At 58.4% G+C, this 22,510-nt stretch carries 16 protein-coding genes; 8 read left to right on the forward strand and 8 right to left on the reverse strand.

Annotated elements, in window-relative coordinates:
• Positions 1 to 144 precede the first annotated feature (144 nt).
• From T18_RS27645 to T18_RS11965, 3 genes are all read right to left on the reverse strand, one after another.
• Positions 145 to 1,194 (reverse strand): polysaccharide deacetylase family protein, encoded by a 1,050-nt coding sequence (locus T18_RS27645; protein WP_038494373.1) that lies wholly within the window; start codon positions 1,192 to 1,194, stop codon positions 145 to 147.
• A gap of 6 nt (positions 1,195 to 1,200) precedes the next feature.
• Positions 1,201 to 2,388, reverse strand: a complete 1,188-nt coding sequence (locus tag T18_RS27650; protein ID WP_038494376.1) for an ATP-grasp domain-containing protein — start codon at positions 2,386 to 2,388, stop codon at positions 1,201 to 1,203.
• A 165-nt stretch (positions 2,389 to 2,553) separates the two neighbouring features.
• Positions 2,554 to 2,943 (reverse strand): acyl-CoA thioesterase, encoded by a 390-nt coding sequence (locus tag T18_RS11965; protein WP_003511527.1) that lies wholly within the window; start codon positions 2,941 to 2,943, stop codon positions 2,554 to 2,556.
• Positions 2,944 to 3,115: 172 nt separating this feature from the next.
• On the opposite strand from T18_RS11965, the gene T18_RS11970 reads away from it, so the two are divergent.
• Positions 3,116 to 3,310, forward strand: a complete 195-nt coding sequence (locus tag T18_RS11970; protein WP_013761913.1) for a hypothetical protein — start codon at positions 3,116 to 3,118, stop codon at positions 3,308 to 3,310.
• Between the two features lie 38 nt (positions 3,311 to 3,348).
• Here T18_RS11970 and T18_RS11975 read toward each other — a convergent pair whose 3' ends face one another.
• The gene (locus T18_RS11975) at positions 3,349 to 5,157 is read right to left on the reverse strand and encodes an ABC transporter ATP-binding protein/permease (protein ID WP_035199741.1); all 1,809 of its coding nucleotides are present in this window, start codon (positions 5,155 to 5,157) and stop codon (positions 3,349 to 3,351) included.
• Positions 5,142 to 5,378 (reverse strand): hypothetical protein, encoded by a 237-nt coding sequence (locus T18_RS26635; protein WP_046205622.1) that lies wholly within the window; start codon positions 5,376 to 5,378, stop codon positions 5,142 to 5,144. The genes T18_RS11975 and T18_RS26635 overlap by 16 nt, the downstream gene beginning before the upstream one ends.
• Positions 5,379 to 5,449: 71 nt before the next feature.
• Between T18_RS26635 and T18_RS11985 the strand changes: the two genes are divergently transcribed.
• The 7 genes from T18_RS11985 (at position 5,450) to T18_RS12015 (ending at position 17,656) form a co-directional block, all read left to right on the forward strand.
• Positions 5,450 to 8,779 (forward strand): DUF2126 domain-containing protein, encoded by a 3,330-nt coding sequence (locus T18_RS11985; protein WP_038494380.1) that lies wholly within the window; start codon positions 5,450 to 5,452, stop codon positions 8,777 to 8,779.
• Position 8,780: 1 nt separating this feature from the next.
• A complete protein-coding gene (locus T18_RS11990; RefSeq protein WP_003511535.1) occupies positions 8,781 to 11,186 on the forward strand; it encodes a circularly permuted type 2 ATP-grasp protein in 2,406 nt (801 codons plus the stop codon).
• 4 nt (positions 11,187 to 11,190) lie between these two features.
• Entirely contained in the window at positions 11,191 to 12,069 is an 879-nt protein-coding gene (locus T18_RS11995; RefSeq protein ID WP_003511536.1) for a transglutaminase family protein, read from the forward strand.
• 157 nt (positions 12,070 to 12,226) lie between these two features.
• The gene (locus tag T18_RS12000) at positions 12,227 to 13,465 is read left to right on the forward strand and encodes a vWA domain-containing protein (RefSeq protein WP_038494383.1); all 1,239 of its coding nucleotides are present in this window, start codon (positions 12,227 to 12,229) and stop codon (positions 13,463 to 13,465) included.
• A 162-nt stretch (positions 13,466 to 13,627) separates the two neighbouring features.
• Positions 13,628 to 15,250, forward strand: coding sequence for an ABC-F family ATP-binding cassette domain-containing protein (locus tag T18_RS12005; protein WP_038494386.1), 1,623 nt, complete (start codon positions 13,628 to 13,630; stop codon positions 15,248 to 15,250).
• Between the two features lie 86 nt (positions 15,251 to 15,336).
• A complete protein-coding gene (locus T18_RS12010; protein WP_035199743.1) occupies positions 15,337 to 16,485 on the forward strand; it encodes an alpha-hydroxy acid oxidase in 1,149 nt (382 codons plus the stop codon).
• Positions 16,486 to 16,687: 202 nt separating this feature from the next.
• Complete coding sequence (locus T18_RS12015) at positions 16,688 to 17,656, forward strand: MarR family winged helix-turn-helix transcriptional regulator (RefSeq protein WP_075807667.1); 969 nt, start codon at positions 16,688 to 16,690, stop codon at positions 17,654 to 17,656.
• A 16-nt stretch (positions 17,657 to 17,672) separates the two neighbouring features.
• On the opposite strand, the gene T18_RS12020 is transcribed toward T18_RS12015, so the two are convergent.
• The 3 genes from T18_RS12020 to T18_RS12030 form a co-directional block, all read right to left on the reverse strand.
• Positions 17,673 to 19,877 carry a methyl-accepting chemotaxis protein gene (locus T18_RS12020; protein ID WP_038494392.1) on the reverse strand — a complete coding sequence of 735 codons (2,205 nt, stop codon included), beginning with the start codon at positions 19,875 to 19,877 and terminating at the stop codon, positions 17,673 to 17,675.
• A 297-nt stretch (positions 19,878 to 20,174) separates the two neighbouring features.
• Complete coding sequence (locus T18_RS12025; RefSeq protein WP_038494395.1) at positions 20,175 to 21,674, reverse strand: FGGY-family carbohydrate kinase; 1,500 nt, start codon at positions 21,672 to 21,674, stop codon at positions 20,175 to 20,177.
• The gene (locus T18_RS12030; RefSeq protein WP_038495838.1) at positions 21,667 to 22,509 is read right to left on the reverse strand and encodes a class I fructose-bisphosphate aldolase; all 843 of its coding nucleotides are present in this window, start codon (positions 22,507 to 22,509) and stop codon (positions 21,667 to 21,669) included. Before T18_RS12030 ends, T18_RS12025 begins: the two co-directional genes overlap by 8 nt.
• Position 22,510: the final 1 nt, after the last annotated feature.

The following is a 22,510-nucleotide window of genomic DNA, read 5'->3' on the forward strand; positions in this document are numbered from 1 at the left end:
AAAGTTGTAATGTTTTCCTTCGATAAATTTATTTATAATCAATAGATAAATGGATGTGAATAACAAAAACAACACGACAGCTCGATTAGCCGCACCGACACATGTCGTCGTCATCGGCGAAAGATGGCAGGGAGAGGTTGATCCCTAGACGAACCGGAAAGGCAGGCCTGAGATGAGCGCTTTGACAAAGCGCTTTTTCTGAAAGCGGCCGTTCAGCGAAACGCGCGGCAACAGCATCGGCTTTTCAAGGCTATGGGCCCCAAGAATACCGGCCTGCGTGGTAACAGCTACGGGAAATCCCGCATCAAACACCGCTTTCGCCTCGCGTTCTCCCACAGCCTTTATCCAGCCATAGGGATAGGAAAAGGACCTCGGCCGACGGCCTACATAGGTCTCCACCCGTCTTGTCGATTCCTCGATTTCGTATGCCAGACGCGCCGCATCGATCTTGCGCATGTTCACATGCATCATGGTATGCGCGCCGAGATGGACCAGGGGATCGCTCGACAGCGCCTTGAGTTCGGCCGCATCCATGACGAGTTTGTCCACGATCGCGATCGGATCGATACCATGTTGCCCCGCGACACGGTCGATCCTCTCCACCGCCTCGTCCTCCGCGAATATCTGGACGAAGTTTTCCAGACGCGCAAAGGCTTCCGCTTTTTGTGGAAGGCTGCCGGATTTAATCTCCTCCGGCCCTGCCCCGAAATCGAATTCAAAGGACGTGGCTTTCTGCGTCAGCGCGGCAGTGGTTTCCCACCACACGCTACGCGTCCGCTCCACAAAACCCGGCGTGATGAAAATCGTATAGGGAACAGCATATTTTCGGAAAATCGGTGCAGCATATTCGGCATTGTTGCGATAGCCATCATCAAGCGTGAAAGCACAGAACGACCGTTTCTCGGAATTATCGGCGAGCAGGCCCGGCAGATCGTGTAGATGAACGGGAACGAGACCACATTCGAGCGCCGCCTCTATCGCCTCTTCCAGAAATTGTGGCGTGATCGACAAGTGTGCATTCGGCGCAAAAGCTGACGCTTCCTCGTCCGGACGAACATGGTGCAGCGTGAAAATCACGCCACGCCCGGCAAGAGCCGGAAAAGCCGCACGAACCGCCGGCAGGGAAGCTATCTCCAGCCCCGCCCTTATGACCCCATATTTCAGAGAGCGTTTTACCGACCGCAAGAACACCATTACCGATTACCGCAACTTCAAACCGGGCAGAACCCGTTTTTTGATGACTCTCCAGACCGTGAGCGGCAGGTCGATAAGGCCCGGCAAAGGATCGTTCGCCGCAAAAGCCGCCCAGCTGCGGATTGTGCGCAGAGAGGCGACATAGTCCCCAATTCCCGCCTGTCCCCGTCGATTTAACGTCAATGCGGCAATGGCATCACGGACAAGATAGGACCATGACACACCTTGCCGCGCATCGAGCATCTGGCCGCGCGGCATGTCGTTGGCAACCTGCCACAGCAGCGCGCCGAGATCGATGCCGGCCGCTGAACACAGGCCGAACCACGACCATGGGCGCGGATTAACATCGAGAAGTTTCAGCGATCCATCCCTGCCATCCCGCTTAAACTCCACCTCGACCAACCCGCTGTGACCGGCCGATTTCAATATTTTCCTTGCCGCATCGATCGCTTGAGGGTTGTCGACAACCTCGACACAGGTGCTGGTGTAACCAAAATCGACGGGATACTGACGCAGGCGTCGGGCGGTGAATTCTGCAACAGGCTCGCCATTGCGCCAGAGCGCCGCATAGGAAAACTGGCTTTCTCCCCCGCCGGGAATGAGCTCCTGCACGACGACATTGCCCGCGCCGATCTCGCCGCTCGCAGCGGCAAAAGCGGCTTTCAGAGCCTGCCTGTCATCGGCGCGGATAACCTTCGCCCGGGAAATCGCGGTATCGCCCCCGCCCATATTCGGCTTCAGGATAACGGGAAACGTCACGTCCAGCGCATCGGCGTCATCGGACGTGACCATGGCATAGGTCCTGGGGAAGCTGACACCGAGTTCCGCCGCGCGTTTGTAGAGCAGCGGTTTCTCGCACAACCATTGAAGGGAGGACCAATCAGGCAGGACGATTTTGTAAAGGGCGGAAAGCTCATCGCGATGTTGTGAAACGAGCTGAACCTCGCCATCCCCTGATGGCACCAGAAGACACCCTTTCAGATGATGCTTGTCTGCCATATCGCGTAAAAACGCCATCGCCCCTGCATCAAGAGGACCGGACCAGCGGATCGTGTTCTTCACGAAACGCGACCAGCCCGGCAGCGGTGAATCATGGGTGATATAGTGCACAGGCACATCAAGGGCGCCAAGGCTGCGGGCAAGGGCAAGCGTGCCGTGAGCGCCACCAACAATAACAACACCTGGAATGGTCACAGCCTGATCCCCGCCCTATTCCATACCTTGATCGCAAAAATTGATAAATAAATTGGATATTTCTAAAGTATTGCGCGTTCGGAGATCGAATTGGCGGAGCCGAAGAGCCTCATGCTCTTTCGGCTGCCTGCGAACGGTCGGAAGTTTGCTTCGAAGGCAAGCGCCTTACGCCTCTTTGCGCACAGGGCGCGGCTCGCCTTTGTCATCCACCGCTACCATGATGAAGACGGCCTCCGTAACCTTTTCCCGGGAATCCTGATAGTGCCTGCGGGTCCAGGCCTCGATCTTGAGCGTGACGGAGGTGCGCCCAACCTTTTCGATCCTGGTATAGACACACAATGTATCGCCGATCTTGACCGGTTTCTTGAAGACGATTTCATGAACCGCCACTGTGACGGTACGCCCGCCTGCCACATCATTGGCGCGGACGAAGGCGGCAAGGTCCATCTGCGACATCACCCAACCGCCGAAAATGTCGCCGGCCGGATTGGCGTCAGCCGGCATGGCAAGCGTTCTGAGCGTGAGTTCCATATCGGCGGGCGGTTGCTGTTCCATATCAAATTCCTTTCAAGAACCTCCCGCCGCCGGATTTAAACAACCGCGCCCCCTCAGCCAATAGCCGATTTTTCGCGGCAGCCCTTCCAAAACAGCAAGGAATCACGAAGCCATCGTAAGCTTCGGTTAACCATGATGCGGCACGATTCCAAAAAACCGCGAGGGCGTGCGAATGGCCTATGACTGGAGTGGAAACAATAAGATACAGCAGCGCTACGACCGTATCATTCTCGCGGTTGCCAGCGTCATTGCCATCAGCCTGGCGACCGGCACCTTTGTTCTGCGCTCGCAGATGGAGCCGGACGGCACCATAAGCCTTGCCAAACAGCAACGGCTGGACCTCGAAAAATGGCATTTGCGGCTTTGATCCGCACGATAATGTCAACAGCAGCATAACCCGGCGGCTTATTTTGGAGCGATATCCGGCTTTACGGTATTTTCCTTCATGGGGGCATGGTCCAGATGGGCCAAAGCCGGGGTAAGAACCGACAAAAATGTCTCTGATCTGCCGATATAGATAATCGCTACGCCGTCGATCCCATTCAAAACCTCCGCCAGCGTATCCTGTGTCTGTTTTTCCAGCCCTTCCAGCAAATCGTCGATGACGATGAATTTCGGCTTCAACAACAGGGCATTGGCGATCCTGATGCTGGCCTGTTCATCCGAATCCAGCTTCTTGTCCCAGCGAATGTGTTCATCAAGCCGGGGCGCCATTTCACCGAGACCGCAAGCGGTCAGCGCCGCGACATAGTCTGCCTCCACAAACCGCTGGGGCGCGCGCGGATAGGCCAGAATTTCGCGCAGCGTACCTGTTGGCAAATAGCCGTGCTGGGCAATGAAAAGCGTGTCGGACTGTTCGGGCATTTCGATCCTGCCCTGCCCCCATGGCCACAGGCCGGCCATGGCGGCAAACAGCAGCCGCCGGTTCACGCCCTGTTCGCCATTGATCATCAGACGATCACCCCGCCCGATTTCAACCTCGGCCTCGCGCAGCCGGAAACCACGCTCCAGATCCTGCCCGCCCGCATCACGGCAGATAGTCACCGACCGAAGGCGGATTTTTTCGTTGTCGGCACTCCGTTGAAGATCGATTGCGAGGCCGTGCTGTTCAACGCTATCCATCTGGATCAGAGCGTTGCGAAACACCGAAACACGCTGCAACGTCGCCTTCCAGCTGGCAATCGGCCCGAAATTGTCGATATACCAGCGAAGTGCGGTATTGACCTGGTTGAAGGCGCCGACGGCCATCATCAGCCCGCCGAAGGTGAGGTTACCGGAAAAATAGACCGGCGCTGCGATAAGAATGGGCGCCACAACCGCCAACCAGCCGTAGCCAGACGACACCCAGGTCAGATGCGTCATTGCTAAAGCGAGCCCGCGGATTACGCCGAGCACGGCATCGATATCGACGCCGATCCGCCGCCGCTCGTTTTTTTCACCACGCGCAAGCGCAATCGCTGCCAGATTTTCGCTGGCCCGCATCAGGGAAAAGCGTAGTTCGGCCTCTTTTGAATAACGTTCAGCATTCAGGCCGACCAGACGATAGCCGACAAGGTTGCTGAGCAGGGACGCCGAGCCCGCATAAAGGATCGCCGCCCAGACCATGTATCCGGGAATCGCGACCGGATCGCCGTTGATCGTGATGGAAAAGCCTGCCGACAATGTCCACAGAACGCCGATGAAGCTGATGAGCAGGATCGTCGCATTCACAAGACCGATGGAAAGCGCCGTGCTGCTTTCCGCAAGGTTGCGGACATCGTCGTGCAAACGCTGGTCCGGATTGATCGCAATCGTGCCGAAACCGGCAAGGCGGGCGGCGCGCCCCGGTTTCAGCCACTGGTCCACCATATCCTTGGCCAGACCCTCGCGCATGTTCAGCGCCGTCATCTGGTTAAGCCAAGTCTGAATGACATTAAGAAGCAACAACAGCCCGGCAATGATCGCGAAGACTTCGAGCTGGTGGAGGAAGGCGTCAAGATCGCGCCGCTCCAGCGCATTGTAAAACGGCGCGTTCCACTCATTGAGCCTGATCTGCCCGTAAGCGGTGAGCAATATCACCGTGAGCAGGGCAATCGACAGCAATATCAGCCGGTTGCGAACCGGCGACGTCCAGAAGGCATTGCCCATCATGCGCAGTTGCGAACGAAAATCGAGATCGAAGCCCGAAAGGTTCGCCGCACTCTTGCGCTGATCGTCGGTCACCGTTGTTGCCATTCATTCCATTCCGAAACGTCAGTCGGCAAGGAAAGCGATTTGCGATCCTGCACCTTGCGATGCCCAGCAATAACACGCCGTTCAACCTTGTCCACAACCGCGGAGAAATCCCCAGGGAGACAATTAAAAAGCCGCGGCAATTCTTCGCGCCGGCAAACATCGGCGCCTCGGCCAACAATGCGGTTGCCTCCGGAAATGATCCTTGCTTTCTTTTCCTGCATTGCACAAAATCCAAATAATTTCAGAGGGGCGGACAAACCGCATAAACCGGAAAACCGGGCAAGGCAGATTAATGGCGATCAAAGCGAGCATCTATCATCTGACGCATTATAAATACGACAATCCGGTTCGCCTTGGACCGCAAATCATAAGATTGAAGCCCGCCTCGCACTCCAGAACCCATGTTATCAGCCATTCTCTCAAGGTTTCACCGTCCAATCATTTCGTGAACCTTCAACAGGACCCATACGGCAATTATCTCGCCCGTTTCGTTTTTCCCGAGCCGGCGACGGAATTTAAGATCGAGGTCGATCTTGTCGCCGATATGACGGTTTACAATCCGTTCGATTTCTTCGTTGAGGAAGAGGCGACCAAGTGGCCGTTCGATTATCCGCAGGAGCTGCGGGAAGATCTGTCCATCTACATGAAACCGGAACCGACCGGCCCCCTGCTTTCCGCCTTCATGGCCACCGTGGACCACACACCCGGGCAGCCGACGGTGGATATGGTCGTTGGCCTCAATGCCCGTCTGCAGCAGGAAATCGGTTACGTCATCCGCATGGAACCGGGTGTTCAGACGCCGGAAGAAACGCTGGCTTCCGGCAAGGGTTCATGCCGCGACACCAGCTGGCTGTTCGTCCAGATCTTGAGACATCTCGGCCTTGCCGCACGTTTCGTGTCCGGATACCTCATCCAGCTGACACCGGATCTCAAGGCATTGGATGGCCCGTCAGGGACAGAGGTCGATTTCACCGATCTGCATGCTTGGGCCGAGGTCTATATGCCGGGCGCCGGCTGGGTCGGTCTCGACCCCACTTCGGGGCTTTTGACCGGCGAGAGCCATATTCCGCTGGCGGCAACGCCGCATTTCCGCAATGCCGCACCGATTTCCGGCGGTTATTTCGGCGAGGCCAATACGGAATTCGCTTTCGACATGCAGGTTCGGCGCGTTGCCGAGACCCCGCGCATCACCAAACCCTTCTCCGATGAGAGCTGGGAGAGCCTCAATGCACTCGGCGAAAAGGTCGATCAGGTTCTGAACGCCCATGACGTCAGGCTGACCATGGGCGGCGAGCCGACCTTCGTTTCCATCGACGATTTCGAATCCGAGGAATGGAATACCGGCGCGGTTGGACCGACGAAACGCGAAAAAGCGGACGTGTTGATCCGCCGCCTGCGCGAACGTTTCGCGCCCGGCGGCTTCCTGCACTACGGGCAGGGAAAATGGTATCCGGGCGAAAGCCTGCCGCGTTGGACATTTTCGCTCTACTGGCGAAAGGACGGTCTGCCGATCTGGCAGAACCCTGCGCTGATAGCCGAAGAAGGCGCAAATACCGGTGTTGCGGCCGACGACGCGCAAAAGCTACTGAGCGGTATCGCCACTCATCTCGGTGTGGAGCCGGATCTGGTGCTTCCGGCCTATGAGGATCCTGCCGAATGGATTATCAAGGAAGGTAGTCTTCCCGAAAATGTCGATCCGTCCAACTCGAAACTGAAAGACCCGGAAGAACGCAATCGCCTTGCCCGCGTGTTCGAACGCGGGCTGACGACACCGACGGGTTATATTCTTCCGGTGCAGGCGTGGAACGCCAAGCCCACTACAGACAAACGCTGGGTCAGCGAGAAATGGAAAACACGGCGCGGCAAGATTTTCCTCGTTCCGGGTGATAGCCCGGTAGGTTACCGCCTGCCGCTTGGCACCCTGCCCCATGTGCCGCCATCCGCCTATCCTTATATCCATGAAGCTGACCCTTCGATCCCGCGAGGGCCGCTTCCCGAGAAATTCCAGCCCTCCGGACGCACCATGCCGGAAGCGTCTTTCCATGCGGATGAGGCATCCGGCCAGGAACGCATCGAGCAGACGCTTGGTGAAATCGGCGGCGCGGTGCGCACAGCCATGTCGGTGGAACCGCGCGATGGACGGCTCTGCGTCTTCATGCCGCCTGTCGAACGCATCGAGGATTATCTGGAACTGGTCGCAGCGGCAGAAGCGGCAGCGGCCGAGCTCGGGCTGCCCGTCCATATCGAAGGTTATGCTCCACCGCATGACGAGCGTATCAATGTCATCCGTGTCGCGCCCGATCCCGGCGTCATCGAGGTCAACATCCACCCGGCTGCAAGCTGGAAGGACTGTGTCGACATCACCACGGCGGTCTATGAAGAGGCGCGACAGACGCGTCTGGGCGCTGACAAATTCATGATCGATGGCCGTCACACCGGCACCGGTGGTGGCAACCATGTGGTCGTGGGCGGGGCCAACCCGAATGACAGCCCTTTCCTGCGCCGTCCCGACCTTCTGAAAAGCCTTGTCTTGCACTGGCAGCGGCACCCATCGCTTTCCTACCTGTTCTCCGGCCTGTTCATCGGACCGACGAGTCAGGCGCCCCGCATCGACGAAGCCCGCCACGACAGTCTTTACGAACTGGAGATCGCGCTGGCGCAGGTGCCTGCCCCTGGCCAGGGTGCGCCGCCGCTGCCATGGCTGGTCGACCGCCTGTTCCGCAACCTCCTGACGGATGTGACGGGCAACACCCACCGCGCCGAAATCTGCATCGACAAGCTGTTTTCTCCGGATGGGCCGACCGGCCGCCTTGGCCTTGTGGAGTTCCGCGGCTTCGAAATGCCGCCGAATGCCCGCATGTCGCTCGCCCAGCAATTGCTGGTGCGCGCCCTCATCGCCCGTTTCTGGAAAAACACCGCCGCCGGCAAATTCGTGCGCTGGGGCACGGCACTTGCAGACCGATTCATGCTGCCGCACTACATCTGGGCGGACTTTATGGACGTGCTCGGAGACCTGAGGGAAAATGGCTTCGACCTGAAGCCGGAATGGTTCACAGCCCAGCAGGAATTCCGTTTCCCCTTCTTCGGTGAGGTGGAATACGAAGGCGCGAAGCTGGAATTGCGCCAGGCTCTGGAGCCCTGGCATGTTATGGGCGAACAGGGTGCCATCGGCGGAACCGTGCGTTTTGTCGACAGCTCCGTCGAGCGTATGCAGGTCCGCCTCGAAACCTCCAACCCTGCGCGCTATACCGTGGCGTGCAACGGTCGCGCCGTTCCGCTAACTCCGACGGAAAACCGAAGCGTTGCGGTCGCCGGTGTTCGTTTCAAGGCGTGGCAGCCCTCTTCCGGCCTGCATCCCGTTCTGCCGGTCAATTCGCCCTTGACCTTTGACATTTATGATACATGGTCGGGACGATCGATCGGCGGATGCATCTACCATGTTGCTCATCCGGGCGGTCGCAATTACGAGACCTTTCCCGTCAACGGCAACGAGGCCGAGGCACGCCGCCTTGCCCGTTTCGAACCATGGGGACATACGGCCGGGCAATATCCGTTGATGGCGGAAACCGTGTCGCCAGAATTTCCGCTGACGCTCGATCTGCGCCGGCCATACGGAGTATAAATTGTCCAAAGCCCCGGCCACGGAACGCAAGACGGAAACGAGCGCGCAATCGCGCGGGCTTGACTACTCCACCTTGCCCGGCGTGGCCGATGAGATGCTCGATACCAACGGCAAGGTCAGACCGGTCTGGAAAACCCTGCTCGGTGCCCTGTCGCGCATGTCGGAACGCGAACTGCATGAGCGCTTTGCCCGCACCGACCGCTATCTGCGCGATGCGGGCGTGTTTTACCGCGATTATAGCAAGGGCAGCAGCGAAAGAAACTGGCCGATCTCCCATATTCCGGTGCTGATCGACGACAAGGAATGGACGGTTCTTTCCGAAGGGCTTAAACAGCGCGCCAATCTTCTGGAAGCCATGGTCGCCGATTTTTACGGCGAAAACCGGCTGGTGAAGGAAGGTTACGTACCGCCGGCACTGATCGCCTCCAATCCGGAATATCTGCGGCCGATGGTCGGCGTAAAACCTGCAAGCGGCCATTATCTGCATTTCTGCTCGTTCGAGATTGGACGTGGACCTGATGGCAACTGGTGGGTACTTGCCGACAGGACACAGGCGCCTTCCGGCGCAGGGTTTGCGCTGGAAAACCGGGTGGCGACCACGCGCGCGCTTTCCGACATCTATGCCGAAACCCATGTTCACCGTCTCGCTTCATTTTTCGGCGCTTTCCGCGACACCTTGCAGTCGCACAGAAAACATCCGGATGACCGCATCGCGGTGCTGACGCCCGGCCCCGCCAACGAAACCTATTTCGAACACGCCTATATCGCCCGCTATCTCGGCTTCATGCTGCTAGAGGGTGAGGATCTGACCGTGGTCAACGGCCGCGTGATGGTACGGACCGTGGCCGGACTGAAACCGATCGGCGTGCTTTGGCGGCGCCTCGATGCCTCCTATTCCGATCCGCTGGAACTGAACCAGCAATCCCACATCGGCACGCCCGGCATGGTCCAGGCGCTGCGCAATGAAGCACTGACAATCGTCAACGCGCTCGGCACCGGCATTCTCGAAACACGGGCCCTGCTGTCCTTCATGCCGCGCGTCTGTCGCCACCTGCTTGGCGAAGACCTGAAACTGCCGTCCATCGCGACCTGGTGGTGCGGACAGGAATCCGAGCGTCGCCACGTTGCCGGCAATATCGAGGGCATGGTCATCGGCCCGGCCTATTCCCGGCTGCCCTTCTTCGAAGACAACGGTCAGTCCGTGCTCGGCTCGTCCTTGCGTGAAACGGCGAAGGAATCGATCAGCGACTGGCTCGCTTCCGATGGCCACAGGCTTGTCGGCCAAGAGGTGGTGACGCTTTCCACCACGCCGGCCTATATCGACAACAAGCTCGTGCCGCGCCCGATGAGCCTTCGCGTTTTTGCCGCCCGCACCCAGGATGGCTGGCAGATCATGCCGGGCGGCTTTGCGCGGATCGGCAGCAGCAACGATGTATCCGCCATCGCCATGCAATCAGGCGGCAGTGCTGCGGATGTCTGGATCGTCAGCGACAAGCCGGTGGAACGCACCACGCTTTTACCGGCGGAAGAAAGCTTCACCCGCAATATGCCGGGCAGCCTGCCAAGCCGTGCGGCGGACAATCTCTTCTGGCTCGGCCGCTATATCGAACGTTCGGAAGGCGCATTGCGCATCTTGCGCGCCTGGCACGGACGTTATGCCGAATCCGCCGACCCACGTCAGCCCTTGCTTGCGCATGTGACGCGTTATCTCGAAGCGCTGGATGTGGAAATGAACGATGCCGTGCCGGAAAGCCTGCTGAACAACATCAACAGCGCGCTTTATTCCGCCAGCAACATCCGAGACCGTTTTTCGCCGGACGGATGGCTTGCGCTGAATGACCTTGCCAAGACTGCCCGTCGGTTCCACGCAAAGGTTTCGCCGGGCGATGACGCGACCCATGCCATGACGATCCTCCTGCGCAAGCTTGCGGGCTTCGCCGGTCTCGTGCACGAAAACATGTATCGTTTCACCGGCTGGCGTTTCCTGTCGATCGGCCGCTATCTCGAGCGTGGCCTGCATATGACAAGGCTTCTCGGCCACATGACCGGACCGGATGCGCCAGATGGATCCTATGACATGCTGCTCGAAATCGGTGATAGCGTCATGACCCATCGCCGCCGCTACAATGTCAGCACGGCGGGTCTGACAGTCACCGATCTTCTGGCGCTCGATCCGCTCAATCCACGGTCCATCCTGTTTCAGCTGAACGAGATTCGTACCGAGGTGGAGCAGCTGCCGAACGCCTTTACGAACGGCCAGATGTCGCCCTTTTACCGCGAGGCGATGCGGCTGCATTCCGGCCTTGCCGTCATGACGCCGGAAAACATGAATGGCGCGATCTACCGCCAGCTCGAAACGGACATGGAACATCTCTCCGATGTTCTGGCCCAGACATATCTCGGATAACCCGATGCTTTATGACCTTTCCCTGCATATGGGTTACACCTACGACACGCCGGCCCATGGCGCGCGTCACATCATCCGCGTGCTGCCCCTGTCGATCCCGGGCCGTCAGCGCTTCATCGCCGGCACCATAGATGTTTCGCCGGTGCCGGAAGAACGGGCGGTCTTTGAAGATTTCTTTCATCAATCGGCCACCTCAGTGCATCTGCGCGCGCCGCACGAAAAGCTGGATATCCGCATGCAGGCGCGTGTGATGGTGGAGGCACCTGCGCTGACGGCAGATTTTTCACCCGAGCTTTCACGCCTGCCGCAAGATCTTGCCGACGTCTGGTCGGTCGACTTCCAGTCACCGCATCACTTCATCGGCGCCAGCCCGAGACTAGGGACGGATACGGCGATATCGGCCTATGCGCGGGAATTGCTGAAGCCCGGAATGACCATTCGCGAAATCGCACTCTCGATGTGCAAACGCATACACAAGGACTTCACCTATGACGGTGAAGCGACGACTGTCGATACGACACCGTCGGAAGCCTTCAAGCTGAAACGCGGCGTATGCCAAGACTTTTCGCATATCATGATCATGGCGCTGCGCAGCCTCGGCATTCCCGCCGGTTACGTCAGCGGCTTCCTGCGCACCATCCCCCCGCCGGGCAAGGAACGTCTGGAAGGTGCCGATGCGATGCATGCCTGGGTTCGCGTATGGTGCGGTGAGGCCGCCGGTTATCTGGAGCTCGACCCCACCAACGATATCGTTGCCGGCAGCGACCATATCGTCGTTGGCTATGGCCGGGACTATTCCGATGTCGCGCCGGTGATCGGCGTATTGAAGAGCTACGGCAACCAGCAGATCAAACAGGCCGTCGACGTCATTCCCGTCCAGTAATGATACATTACGTGTTATTATGAGCATACTCGAATTAATACTTGAAAAACTGCACCAATTTGAACGACGTATAAAATTTAACCGTCTACATTAGTGGATTCTACATCGTTTGCGGGTTTCCTGCGCTCAGTCTAATGTTCTAATTAGTGAGCCCGTTATGATCTCCTCCGCATATCAAAAAATGACGCGCCGTTTCCTTGCCGATACGGGCGGCAATTTTGGCATGATGACGGCAATATTGCTGCCGGTGCTACTTGGTTTTGCGGGGGCCGGCATGGAGCTGGCGAATGTGATGCAGGTGAAAGCGGACCTGCAGAACACGGCGGATTCGGCGGCTCTCGCGGCGGCGACCGAGGCCCGCTTGAAAGAAGGCGCTCTGACGGACGAACAAATCAAGGAAATCGCCAAGGCCTTCATCGCCAGCCAGATGGAAAAGACCCTGACCGAGGAGGAGAAGAAGGCGCTCGAGAAAAACTCTCCAGTCAATATCGGCACAACGGACGATGCGCGCGGCAAGACCTACACCATCCAGACCACGATAAACTACCAGATGCAGCTTAATCCGCTCTTTGGGTTCTTCGGGGCGAAAACACTCGACCTTGCCGCGACAGGCACCGCGGTAAGCACTGTCAACAAGGGCGCGCCGATCTCCATGTATCTGGTGCTCGACCGCTCGGGTTCGATGTCCTTCAAGACCGATACGCTCAACACCAAGAAAACGTCGTGCCAGAACTACACGGTCGATAACTGGGGGAGTTATCCCAATCTCAAAAATACATCGCCCTGCTACGTCAACAAGGCTACTTCGCTAAAAACCGCGGTCGGCTATCTCGTCGCGACGTTGAACAAGGCCGATCCCACTTATACCGCCAACGGCGGTTCCGAACTGGTTCGAACAGGAGCCTCGGTCTATACGCATGAGACCTACGCGGCCCAGCCTATCACCTGGGGTACTAGCAGCGTTGCCACCTATGTCGACAAACAGATCCCGGAGTTTCCGTCTGGCGGTACGGATGCCCGCAGCAGTCTGAATGCCGCATACAACGCCCTTAAAAAAGCGAATACCGTTGAAGCGAAAGAACACAAGGACAAGAAAAGCGAATCCTTCGAGCGATACATCGTTCTCATGACGGATGGCGAAATGACGGGGAACAGCTCCTCCTGGAGTTCCAGCATCGACCAGACCGTGCGCAATACCTGCGATACGGCCAAGAAAGACGGTATCAAGATTTTCAGCGTCGCGTTCATGGCGCCGGACAAGGGCAAGTCGCTGCTGCAACATTGTGCGTCCAGTCTCGACAATTATTACGCACCTGAAAACATGGAGCAGATCGTTACCGCCTTCGGCGAAATTGCCCGCAAGGCTGCCGGCAGTTTGGCAACGCTGACCAATTAAGGGAAAATCAAGCCAGCATCCCCCGGAAACGACCCCGCTTCCGGGGAGCGATGTTCCCTGGGCGACCTTGCCGGGTTGCATGGCTGGCACGGCGTGCGCGGCAGGTGACAGCGCCGGCGACACATGGCATAGGAGAGCCGCTCCCATTCACAGGCCCCTGTCATGATCCGCATCGAAAATATCAGCAAGTCGAACAGTCACCGCATTCTCTACATCGAGGCCTCCGCTGCGCTCAATCGCGGCGAGAAGATCGGCCTTGTCGGCCCCAACGGTTCTGGCAAGACCACGCTGTTCCGAATGATGACCGGGGAGGAACAGCCCGACGAGGGACAGGTCGTCGTCGAAAAGGGCATGACGGTCGGTTATTTCAACCAGGACGTCGGCGAAATGTCTGGCCGTTCCGCCGTGGCCGAAGTCATGGAAGGTGCCGGCCCGGTCAGCGAAGTCGCAGCCGAACTCCGGCAGCTGGAAGCCGCCATGTCCGATCCCGACCGGATGGACGAAATGGACGCCATCATCGAGCGTTACGGCGAAGTGCAGGCGCGGTATGAAGAACTGGACGGCTACGCGCTGGAGGGCCGCGCGCGCGAGGTTCTGGACGGGTTGAGCTTCAATCAGGAAATGATGGATGGCGATGTCGCCAAACTTTCCGGCGGCTGGAAGATGCGCGTGGCGCTCGCCCGCATCCTTCTGATGCGCCCGGACGTGATGCTGCTCGACGAACCATCGAACCATCTCGATCTCGAAAGCCTGATCTGGCTCGAAGATTTTCTGAAGAACTACGACGGCGCGCTTTTGATGACCTCGCACGACCGCGAATTCATGAACCGCATCGTTACCAAGATCATCGAAATTGACGCGGGTAACCTCACCACCTATTCCGGCGACTACGGCTTTTATGAACAGCAGCGTGCGCAGAACGAAAAGCAGCAGCAGGCGCAGTTCGAACGCCAGCAGGCGATGCTCGCCAAGGAAATCAAGTTCATCGAGCGCTTCAAGGCGCGTGCCTCGCATGCCTCACAGGTGCAGAGCCGCGTCAAGAAACTCGAAAAGATCGACCGCGTAGAGCCGCCCAAGCGGCGCCAGACGGTCGCTTTCGAATTTGCGCCGGCGCCGAGATCCGGCGAGGATGTCGTCGCGCTGAAGAAAGTGAAGAAGGCCTATGGCAGCCGCACGATCTATGGCGAACTTGACTTCATGGTGCGGCGCAAGGAACGCTGGTGCATCATGGGTGTCAATGGTGCCGGAAAATCCACCTTGCTGAAACTCGTGACTGGCGCGACAACGCCGGATTCCGGCAATGTCACTCTCGGCGCTAGCGTCAAGCTCGGTTATTTCGCCCAGCACGCCATGGATGTTCTGGACGGCGACAGCACCATTCTGGAATGGCTGGAGGAACGTTTCCCGAAAGCCGGGCAGGCACCGCTGCGCGCCCTTGCCGGCTGCTTCGGTTTTTCCGGTGACGATGTGGAGAAGCGCTGCCGCGTTTTGTCCGGCGGTGAGAAGGCCCGTCTGGTCATGGCTGCCATGCTGTTCGACCCGCCGAATTTCCTCGTGCTGGACGAGCCGACGAACCATCTCGACCTCGACACCAAGGAAATGCTGATCAAGGCCCTGTCGGAATATGAAGGCACGATGCTTTTCGTTTCGCATGACCGCCATTTCCTGGCCGCCCTTTCCAACCGGGTGCTGGAACTGACGCCTGACGGTATCCACCAATTTGGCGGCGGATATACGGAATATGTCGAAAGCACCGGACAGGAAGCGCCGGGCCTGCGCAGCTGAGGCAGCTTGACGGACGTATGAGACGCAGAATTCCCGGGACAGGTTTCATCTTTTAACGTTTGCATAGCGGATCGGCGGACTAACAAATGCAACTTAAAGACTGCTACAATTTCCACGATTTTCGCCGAATGGCAAAACAGCGTCTTCCCGGACCGATCTTCAACTACATCGACGGTGCTGCCGACGATGAGGTGACGTACCGGAGAAACACGGCCGCCTTCGAGAATTGCGATCTCGTTCCCGACGTGTTGCGGGGCGTTGCCGATGTGGACATGTCTGTCACCGTCATGGGGCAGAAGCTGGCGATGCCGGTCTATTGTTCCCCGACGGCGCTTCAGCGTCTCTTCCACCATCAGGGGGAGCGGGCGGTTGCGGCCGCAGCCGGAAAATTCGGCACGATGTTCGGCGTTTCTTCACTCGGCACCACCAGCCTCGAGGAAGCGCGCCGGATCAGCGGCGGCCCACAGGTCTATCAGTTTTATTTCCACAAGGACCGTGGTCTCAACCGCGATATGATGGCGCGCGCCAAGACTGCGGGTGTGCAGACGATGATGCTGACGGTGGACAGCATCACGGGTGGGAACCGTGAGCGCGACAAGCGCACCGGTTTTGCCATTCCGTTCAAGCTCAATCTTTCTGGCATTGCGCAATTCGCCATCAAGCCGGCCTGGGGGATCAATTATCTGACGCATGAGCGCTTCAGCCTGCCCCAGCTCGACGGCCACATCAAAATGGACGGCGGCGCGCTCTCCATCAGTCGCTATTTCACGGAAATGCTCGACCCATCCATGACGTGGGACGACGTCGCACAGATGGTGCGTGAATGGGGCGGCCCTTTTTGTCTGAAGGGTGTCATGTCCGTGGAGGACGCCAGACGCGCCGTCGATATCGGTTGCAGCGGCATCGTGCTTTCCAATCACGGCGGTCGCCAGCTCGATGGCTCGCGTAGCGCCTTCGACCAACTGGCCGAGATTGTCGACGCAGTCGGTGACCGTATCGATGTCATGATGGATGGCGGCGTTCAGCGCGGAACGCACGTCCTCAAAGCCCTGTCTCTGGGGGCGAAGGCCGTGGGGCTTGGCCGCTATTACCTTTTCCCGCTTGCCGCCGCCGGACAGCCGGGTGTCGAGCGGGCGCTTGAGCTAATGCGCATCGAAATCGAGCGCGGCATGAAGCTGATGGGCTGCACCACCGTCGACCAACTGACACGCCGGAACCTGCGGTTTCGTGACTAGAGCGGTGTCAGCGCGAGGAAATCGAGGCCTGTCGAGCTTATCGACAATATAGTCGGATAATCACCCGTACCGAATGATCCCTTTGATACCACCACAGCGGTTTCGAGAGGTTTTCATGTTATCGGCGCTGCGCAGTGGTGACCTTGGCAAGACCGATCGAATATGATTATGGTTGCATGATGCAACCATAATGGATTTTGGCATGTCCGAAAGACCCTTTCCCATAAACGATATCCGCTCCACCTCGCGTCGGCTCGTGCGCGAACTCGGCTTCATGGGTGGAGACTTTGCCGGCACCGATCTGCCGCCCTCCGCCGTGCACGCCCTGATCGAGATCGAGGCATGCCCACGCATTTCCGCACGCGATCTGGGAAAGATGCTTCGGCTTGAAAAGTCGAGCATCAGCCGCATGCTTCGCAAACTGGTTCTTTCGGGCGATGTTCTAGAAGAAACGGACGAAGAGGATAGTCGTATCAAGCGGTTGCGCCTCGCCGGGCGAGGACAGAAGCGGGTCGAAGCCATCCACACCTTTGCAAACCGACAGGTATCAAACGCACTGTCGCGGCTCGCGCCTGCGGATGGCCAAAAAATCCTTGACGGGCTTCGCCTTTATGCCGACGCGCTGGGAGACCGGGCCGACGCCGCGGCTCCCCCGATCGAAATCGTCAGGGGCTACAGGCCCGGCCTTATTGCCCGTATCACGCAAATGCATGCGCTCTATTATGCCCGGACATCAGGCTTCGGCCAGCGCTTCGAATCCGTTGTTGCCGAAGGTCTCGCCTCCTTTTGCAACCGGCTCGAAAGCCCGCAAAATGCGATCTGGGTCGCAATGCGTGGAGACGATGTCATCGGCTCCGTTGCAATCGACGGTGAAGATCTGGGACCGGGAACCGCGCATCTGCGCTGGTTCATCGTCGATGATGGCGTGCGTGGTGGCGGCGTCGGGCGAAGGCTGTTGGCAACCGCCCTTGCGTTCACGGACGAAAAAGCGTTCGCCGAAACCCATCTGTGGACTTTCAACGGACTTTTGGCGGCACGGCATCTTTACGAGGCCCAGGGTTTTACGTGTGTAGAGGAACGTCCCGGCAGCCAGTGGGGAAGCGAGGTTCTGGAACAGCGCTTCGTCAGGCCGCTTCCTGTGGTTGGCGGCGCTGAACGTGAAGCGAACTAAACCCCGTGGCGGCCGATCAAGCCGCCTTGAGAGCCCCCCGATGAGCAACTGCGCCTGAACCCAGCTCGAACTGGCCGAGCAACCGGTTCAGCGCATCGACCTCGCCTGCAAGATTGTGGCTTGCGGCGGTCATTTCTTCCACCATCGCGGCATTTTTCTGCGTGTCCTGATCCATCTGGTTCACGGCGGTATTGATCTGCTTAAGGCCGGACGACTGCTCTTGCGCGGATTCGACGATCGCGGCGACGTGCTGGTTGATCTCCTGCACTTCGGCGACAATCGCGTCGAGTGCCTTGCCGGTGTCGCCGACAAGATGCACGCCCTCTTCGACCTGCTGGTTCGATTTTGTGATGAGCGACTTGATTTCCTTCGCCGCGACGGCAGACCGCTGCGCAAGTTCGCGCACCTCCTGCGCCACCACGGCAAAACCCTTGCCCGCCTCGCCGGCTCGCGCTGCTTCCACGCCGGCATTGAGCGCCAACAAGTTCGTCTGGAAGGCAATCTCGTCGATCACACCGATGATACTGGAAATCTCGTTCGAGGATTTTTCGATCCGCTCCATCGCGATTACGGCCTGACGCACGACTTCGCCCGATCGTTCCGCACCGATGCGCGTGCGGGAAACCAGACGGCCCGCCTCATGCGCACGGTTCGCGGCGTCTTTCACGGTTATCGTGATCTCTTCAAGAGCTGCGGCGGTTTCTTCCACGGCAGCAGCCTGCTGTTCCGTCCGCCTTGCCAGATCATCGGAGGCTGCCTTGATTTCATTAGCGCCGGCATCAATACCGGCGGCATTATCCGATACCCGCAGAAGCGCGTTCTGCAACTTCCCGGCAGAACCGTTAAAATCGTTGCGCACGGCATCGAACCGCTCGACAAAGGGATCGTTGATACGACAGGACACGTCGCCATCTGCGAGCCTGGCCAACGCCTGAGCCAGACTGTCAACTGTGAAACGGATGCCGCTCGCCTCATCAGCAGCCTTGTGTTCGCGGGCCACCCGCTCCTGTTCGCCAAGAGTTCGGTTGGCTTCCGCTTCCTGCTCCAGCAAGGCTTTTTCACGATTGTTTTCGCGCAAAACGTCAAGCGAGCGGGCAAGATCGCCGATCTCGTCCCTGGTCTCGATATCCTTCAATGTCAGCTGGAGATTTCCCCGAGCGATCTGGGCGGTCTCATCGATGACATTCGTGATGCGGTTGATGAACCGCCGTGCAATAAACCAGCCGGCCAACGCCAGCAGCACCGCCGCCGTTACGATCGTCAGGACGGCGTCACGCATCATTGCATGCAGCTGCGCAAAGACCGTGTCTTCCGGAACCGAGACGATTGCGTACCATTTCATGTCGCCGGTGAGCATGACCGGCAAGGCAACGGCAAGGGAAACCGTGCCGTCCTGTGCCGTCATTTCCAGCTCTTTTCCGGGATTGGCGATCAGTTTATCCCAGCCTGCAGTTTGTGCGCCGCCATCTGCGAGGTTCTTACCCATTATCGTCGCATCGGGATGGCTGATGATCTTGCCGCCGCCGCTCACAAGGCTCATGAAACCCGTTCCCATCGGCCGGACGGCTGACAACGCCTTGTTCGTTTCCTCCAGCGACAGATCGAGGCCAGCGACGCCCAGAGTTTTACCGTCGACGATGACAGGTTTGGCGACCGAGGTAATCAGAACCTCCTTGCCATCGATTGCGTAAGAATAGGGTTCGATGACGACTGTTTTCTTCAATGTGAAGGGCAACTGATAATAATCGCCTGGACCCGCGGTGGTATAATCCGTCAATGCGGTGTTGCTTATTTTGCCTCCGCTCCGCACCCAATAGGGTACATAACGACCAGTCGCATCATATCCCTCCTTGTTGACGAAATCCGCATCCTTGCCATCGAAGGCATTGGGCTCCCATCCGGTCCAGAGACCAAGCAAATCGGGATTGTTCGCCAGCATGTGCCGGATAAGCTGATCGGCCTTGCTCCGATCGGCATCGCCCGACTGCTTCATCGATTCCAGAACCGAGCCGAGGCTATTGACGATGTGAATCATGCCGCCGATATTTTTCTCGGTCGTCAGGGCTTCGGCTTGCGCGATCTGCTGCATACGCTCCATACTGTTGGCCCTCGTATCCTCAAAGGACCGATAAAACAGCACGGCCGAAGCCGCGATCGTTGCAACGACGCCGCACGCGGCGACTGCGAAGATATTACGGCCCGTTGTCGATTTAAACAGCATGTCTCATCCCCACAAAAAATCCCGGCCGCGACGGCTGAGGTCGCTGCGCGCAAGCCCGAAATGTCAGCAACCAGACCGGAGGATAATATTAGAAAACTATGCTTAAAAATTACTTTAATTCATATTTTTAGCGCAATTAAGAAAACAGAAATAAATTATAAAACCGTAATATTACAGTACAAACAAAATATTACGCGATATCCGAACCTTCCGAAACGCCAGCATATATTGCAAGCTACGAGCAAGCTCATGCGGCACGCATCATTGCGTGCCGCTGATCAGGAAAACCGGGAGCCTTTAGTCCTGCAAACGCAGATCACTCCAGAAGCCGCGCAACTGGTCGGTCAATTGTGTGTAGAGGCCGTAGCGCCGCCTATAATGCGGGAGTTGCCCCGCATCCGGCCGGTAGGCACTGGCCACGCGGGTCATCGCTGCGACCGCCGCTTCATAGCCGGGATAGAGACCGACCGCCACGGCCGCGCCGATGGCCGCACCAAGCGCGCCGGTCTCGCGGGCCTCCGCGACACGCAGCGGGATTTCAAGAACGTCCGCCATGATCTGCGGCCAATGCTGGCTGCGGGAACCGCCGCCGGACATGACGGCACTGTCGACCGGCAGCCCCGCTTCCCTGAGAACGCCGATATGGCGGCGGTGTTCGAAACACACACCCTCGAACAGGGCTCTCAGCATGTGGCCTTCGCCATGCCATCCCGCCAGACCATAAAACCCGCCCCGAAATTCCGCGCCCAGTCGCGAGCCGAAGATGAACGGGTGGAAGAACGGATCGTCGGCGCGTTGCGAAACGGAACCGACCAGATCGTTGCAGCGCTCGAAGGCATGGTCACCATGGTCACCGCGAACACGGTGCACGTACCATTCAAGATTGGCCGCAGAGGTGGCGCTGGACTCGATATTGACAAAGCGGCCACGTCCAAAGGTCGTGACCATAAAGACATCGGGGCTGATGACCGGTTTATCCGCGAAAACCTGATTAATGCTCCAGGTGCCGGCGATGATAGAAGCCTCCCCGGCGTTGATGACGCCCGACCCCATGGCGCTAGAGACGACATCGAAAAAACCACCGATAACGGGTGAGCCCTCGGAAAGCCCCGTCAGAGCCGAAGCCTCAGCTGTCACATGGCCGACGATATCCGCCGATTCTACGAGGCGCGGAAAAAAGGCGACGGCATCCTCAAGCCCGTAGAGCGACAGGAGTTCCCGGTCGAGCTTCGCTTCGGGGAAGGCAAGCAACCCCGCACCACTGAGATCGGAAATATCATTGGCAAGACAGCCGGTCAGGCGGAAGTTCAGGAAATCCTTGCAGAACAGCACCGTTCCGATCTGGGCATATGTATCGGGCGCATGCCTTTTCACCCAGGCCAGCAGGCTGGGCGTTTGCGCGGGCCAAGGCCGTTGCAGACAACGGTTCTGTAGTTGCGCGCCGCTTTTCCGGTCAAGCTCTACCGCCACATCGGCGGCTCGGCTGTCAAGCGACTGGATACCGATCAGGGGCTGCTGATCCTTGTCCAGCAGGTAGAGACCGTTGCCGTGGCCGGCGCAACCGACGGCAAGGATGCTCCGGGGATCGACGGAAGATTTTGCCAGAAGCTGGCGGATCGCCTCGCATCCGTTGCGCCACAACTCCTCCAGATCGCGCTCGACGTAACCGGGCTGCGGAAATGTCGAATGGCCGTCGATGGCGTGTTGCGCGACCTGCCGGCCGACCGTGTCGAACAGCACCGCCTTGATCACCGTGTTACCGACATCCAGACCCAATATATGATTTTTATCAGCCACGATTATAGATGTCCCATGCTTCTTCGCTGCCCGCACCCTGATGGATGATAGCCATCAAGGCCGCAACGACGGCCTTGGGGTTGTCATGCTGGTAGATATTCCGTCCATAGACCATCCCGGTCGCGCCTTCGGCCACCAGTGCCGCTGATTTCGCCAGCACGTTGCGCAAGTCCTCACGCCCCCCGCCCCGCACCAGAACCGGGCACCGCGCTGCCTCGATGACCTTGTGAAAATCCAGCGGATTGCTGGTGGGATCGGCCTTGATGATATCGGCTCCCATTTCCGAGGCAAGACGCACCAGGGTGACGATCTTTTCAGCATCGCCATCCACCTGGTAACCGCCGCGCACGTCATTGGGCAACATCACCAGCGGTTCGATCATCAGCGGCATGCCGTAACGATGGCAATCGGCGCGCACGCGGCTGATATTCTCGACGCATTGGCGAAACAGTTCCGGCTCGTCCGGCAACATGAACAGGTTCACGACGACGCAGGCGGCGTCCATCTCCAGCGCGCCGATGATCGGATCGTGATAATTCTGGAGCTGCGACCACATGGTTCTGTGGCGCGTTGAATTATAGGGGTTGCCCATGTCGATGCGCATGACGAGCGCCGGCTTGTCGCGCTGAGGCCGTTGCTGCAATAGATCCGCCTGTCCGTAGGTCATCTGGATGGCATCGGGAGCTGCTTCGACCAGCCTGTCCACAGTTTGAGCCATATCCTCCAGCCCGACGAGGAAGCTCGGCTCGTTGCAAACCCCGTGATCAATGGCAACGTCCAAGCATCCACCATTGCGGAACAGCCGGTTCATGCGCGCCTTTTTCGAAATCCGCATC

Origin of the sequence: Rhizobium sp. TBD182, from assembly GCF_001950375.1 — a bacterium.
GTDB lineage: Bacteria > Pseudomonadota > Alphaproteobacteria > Rhizobiales > Rhizobiaceae > Agrobacterium > Agrobacterium tumefaciens.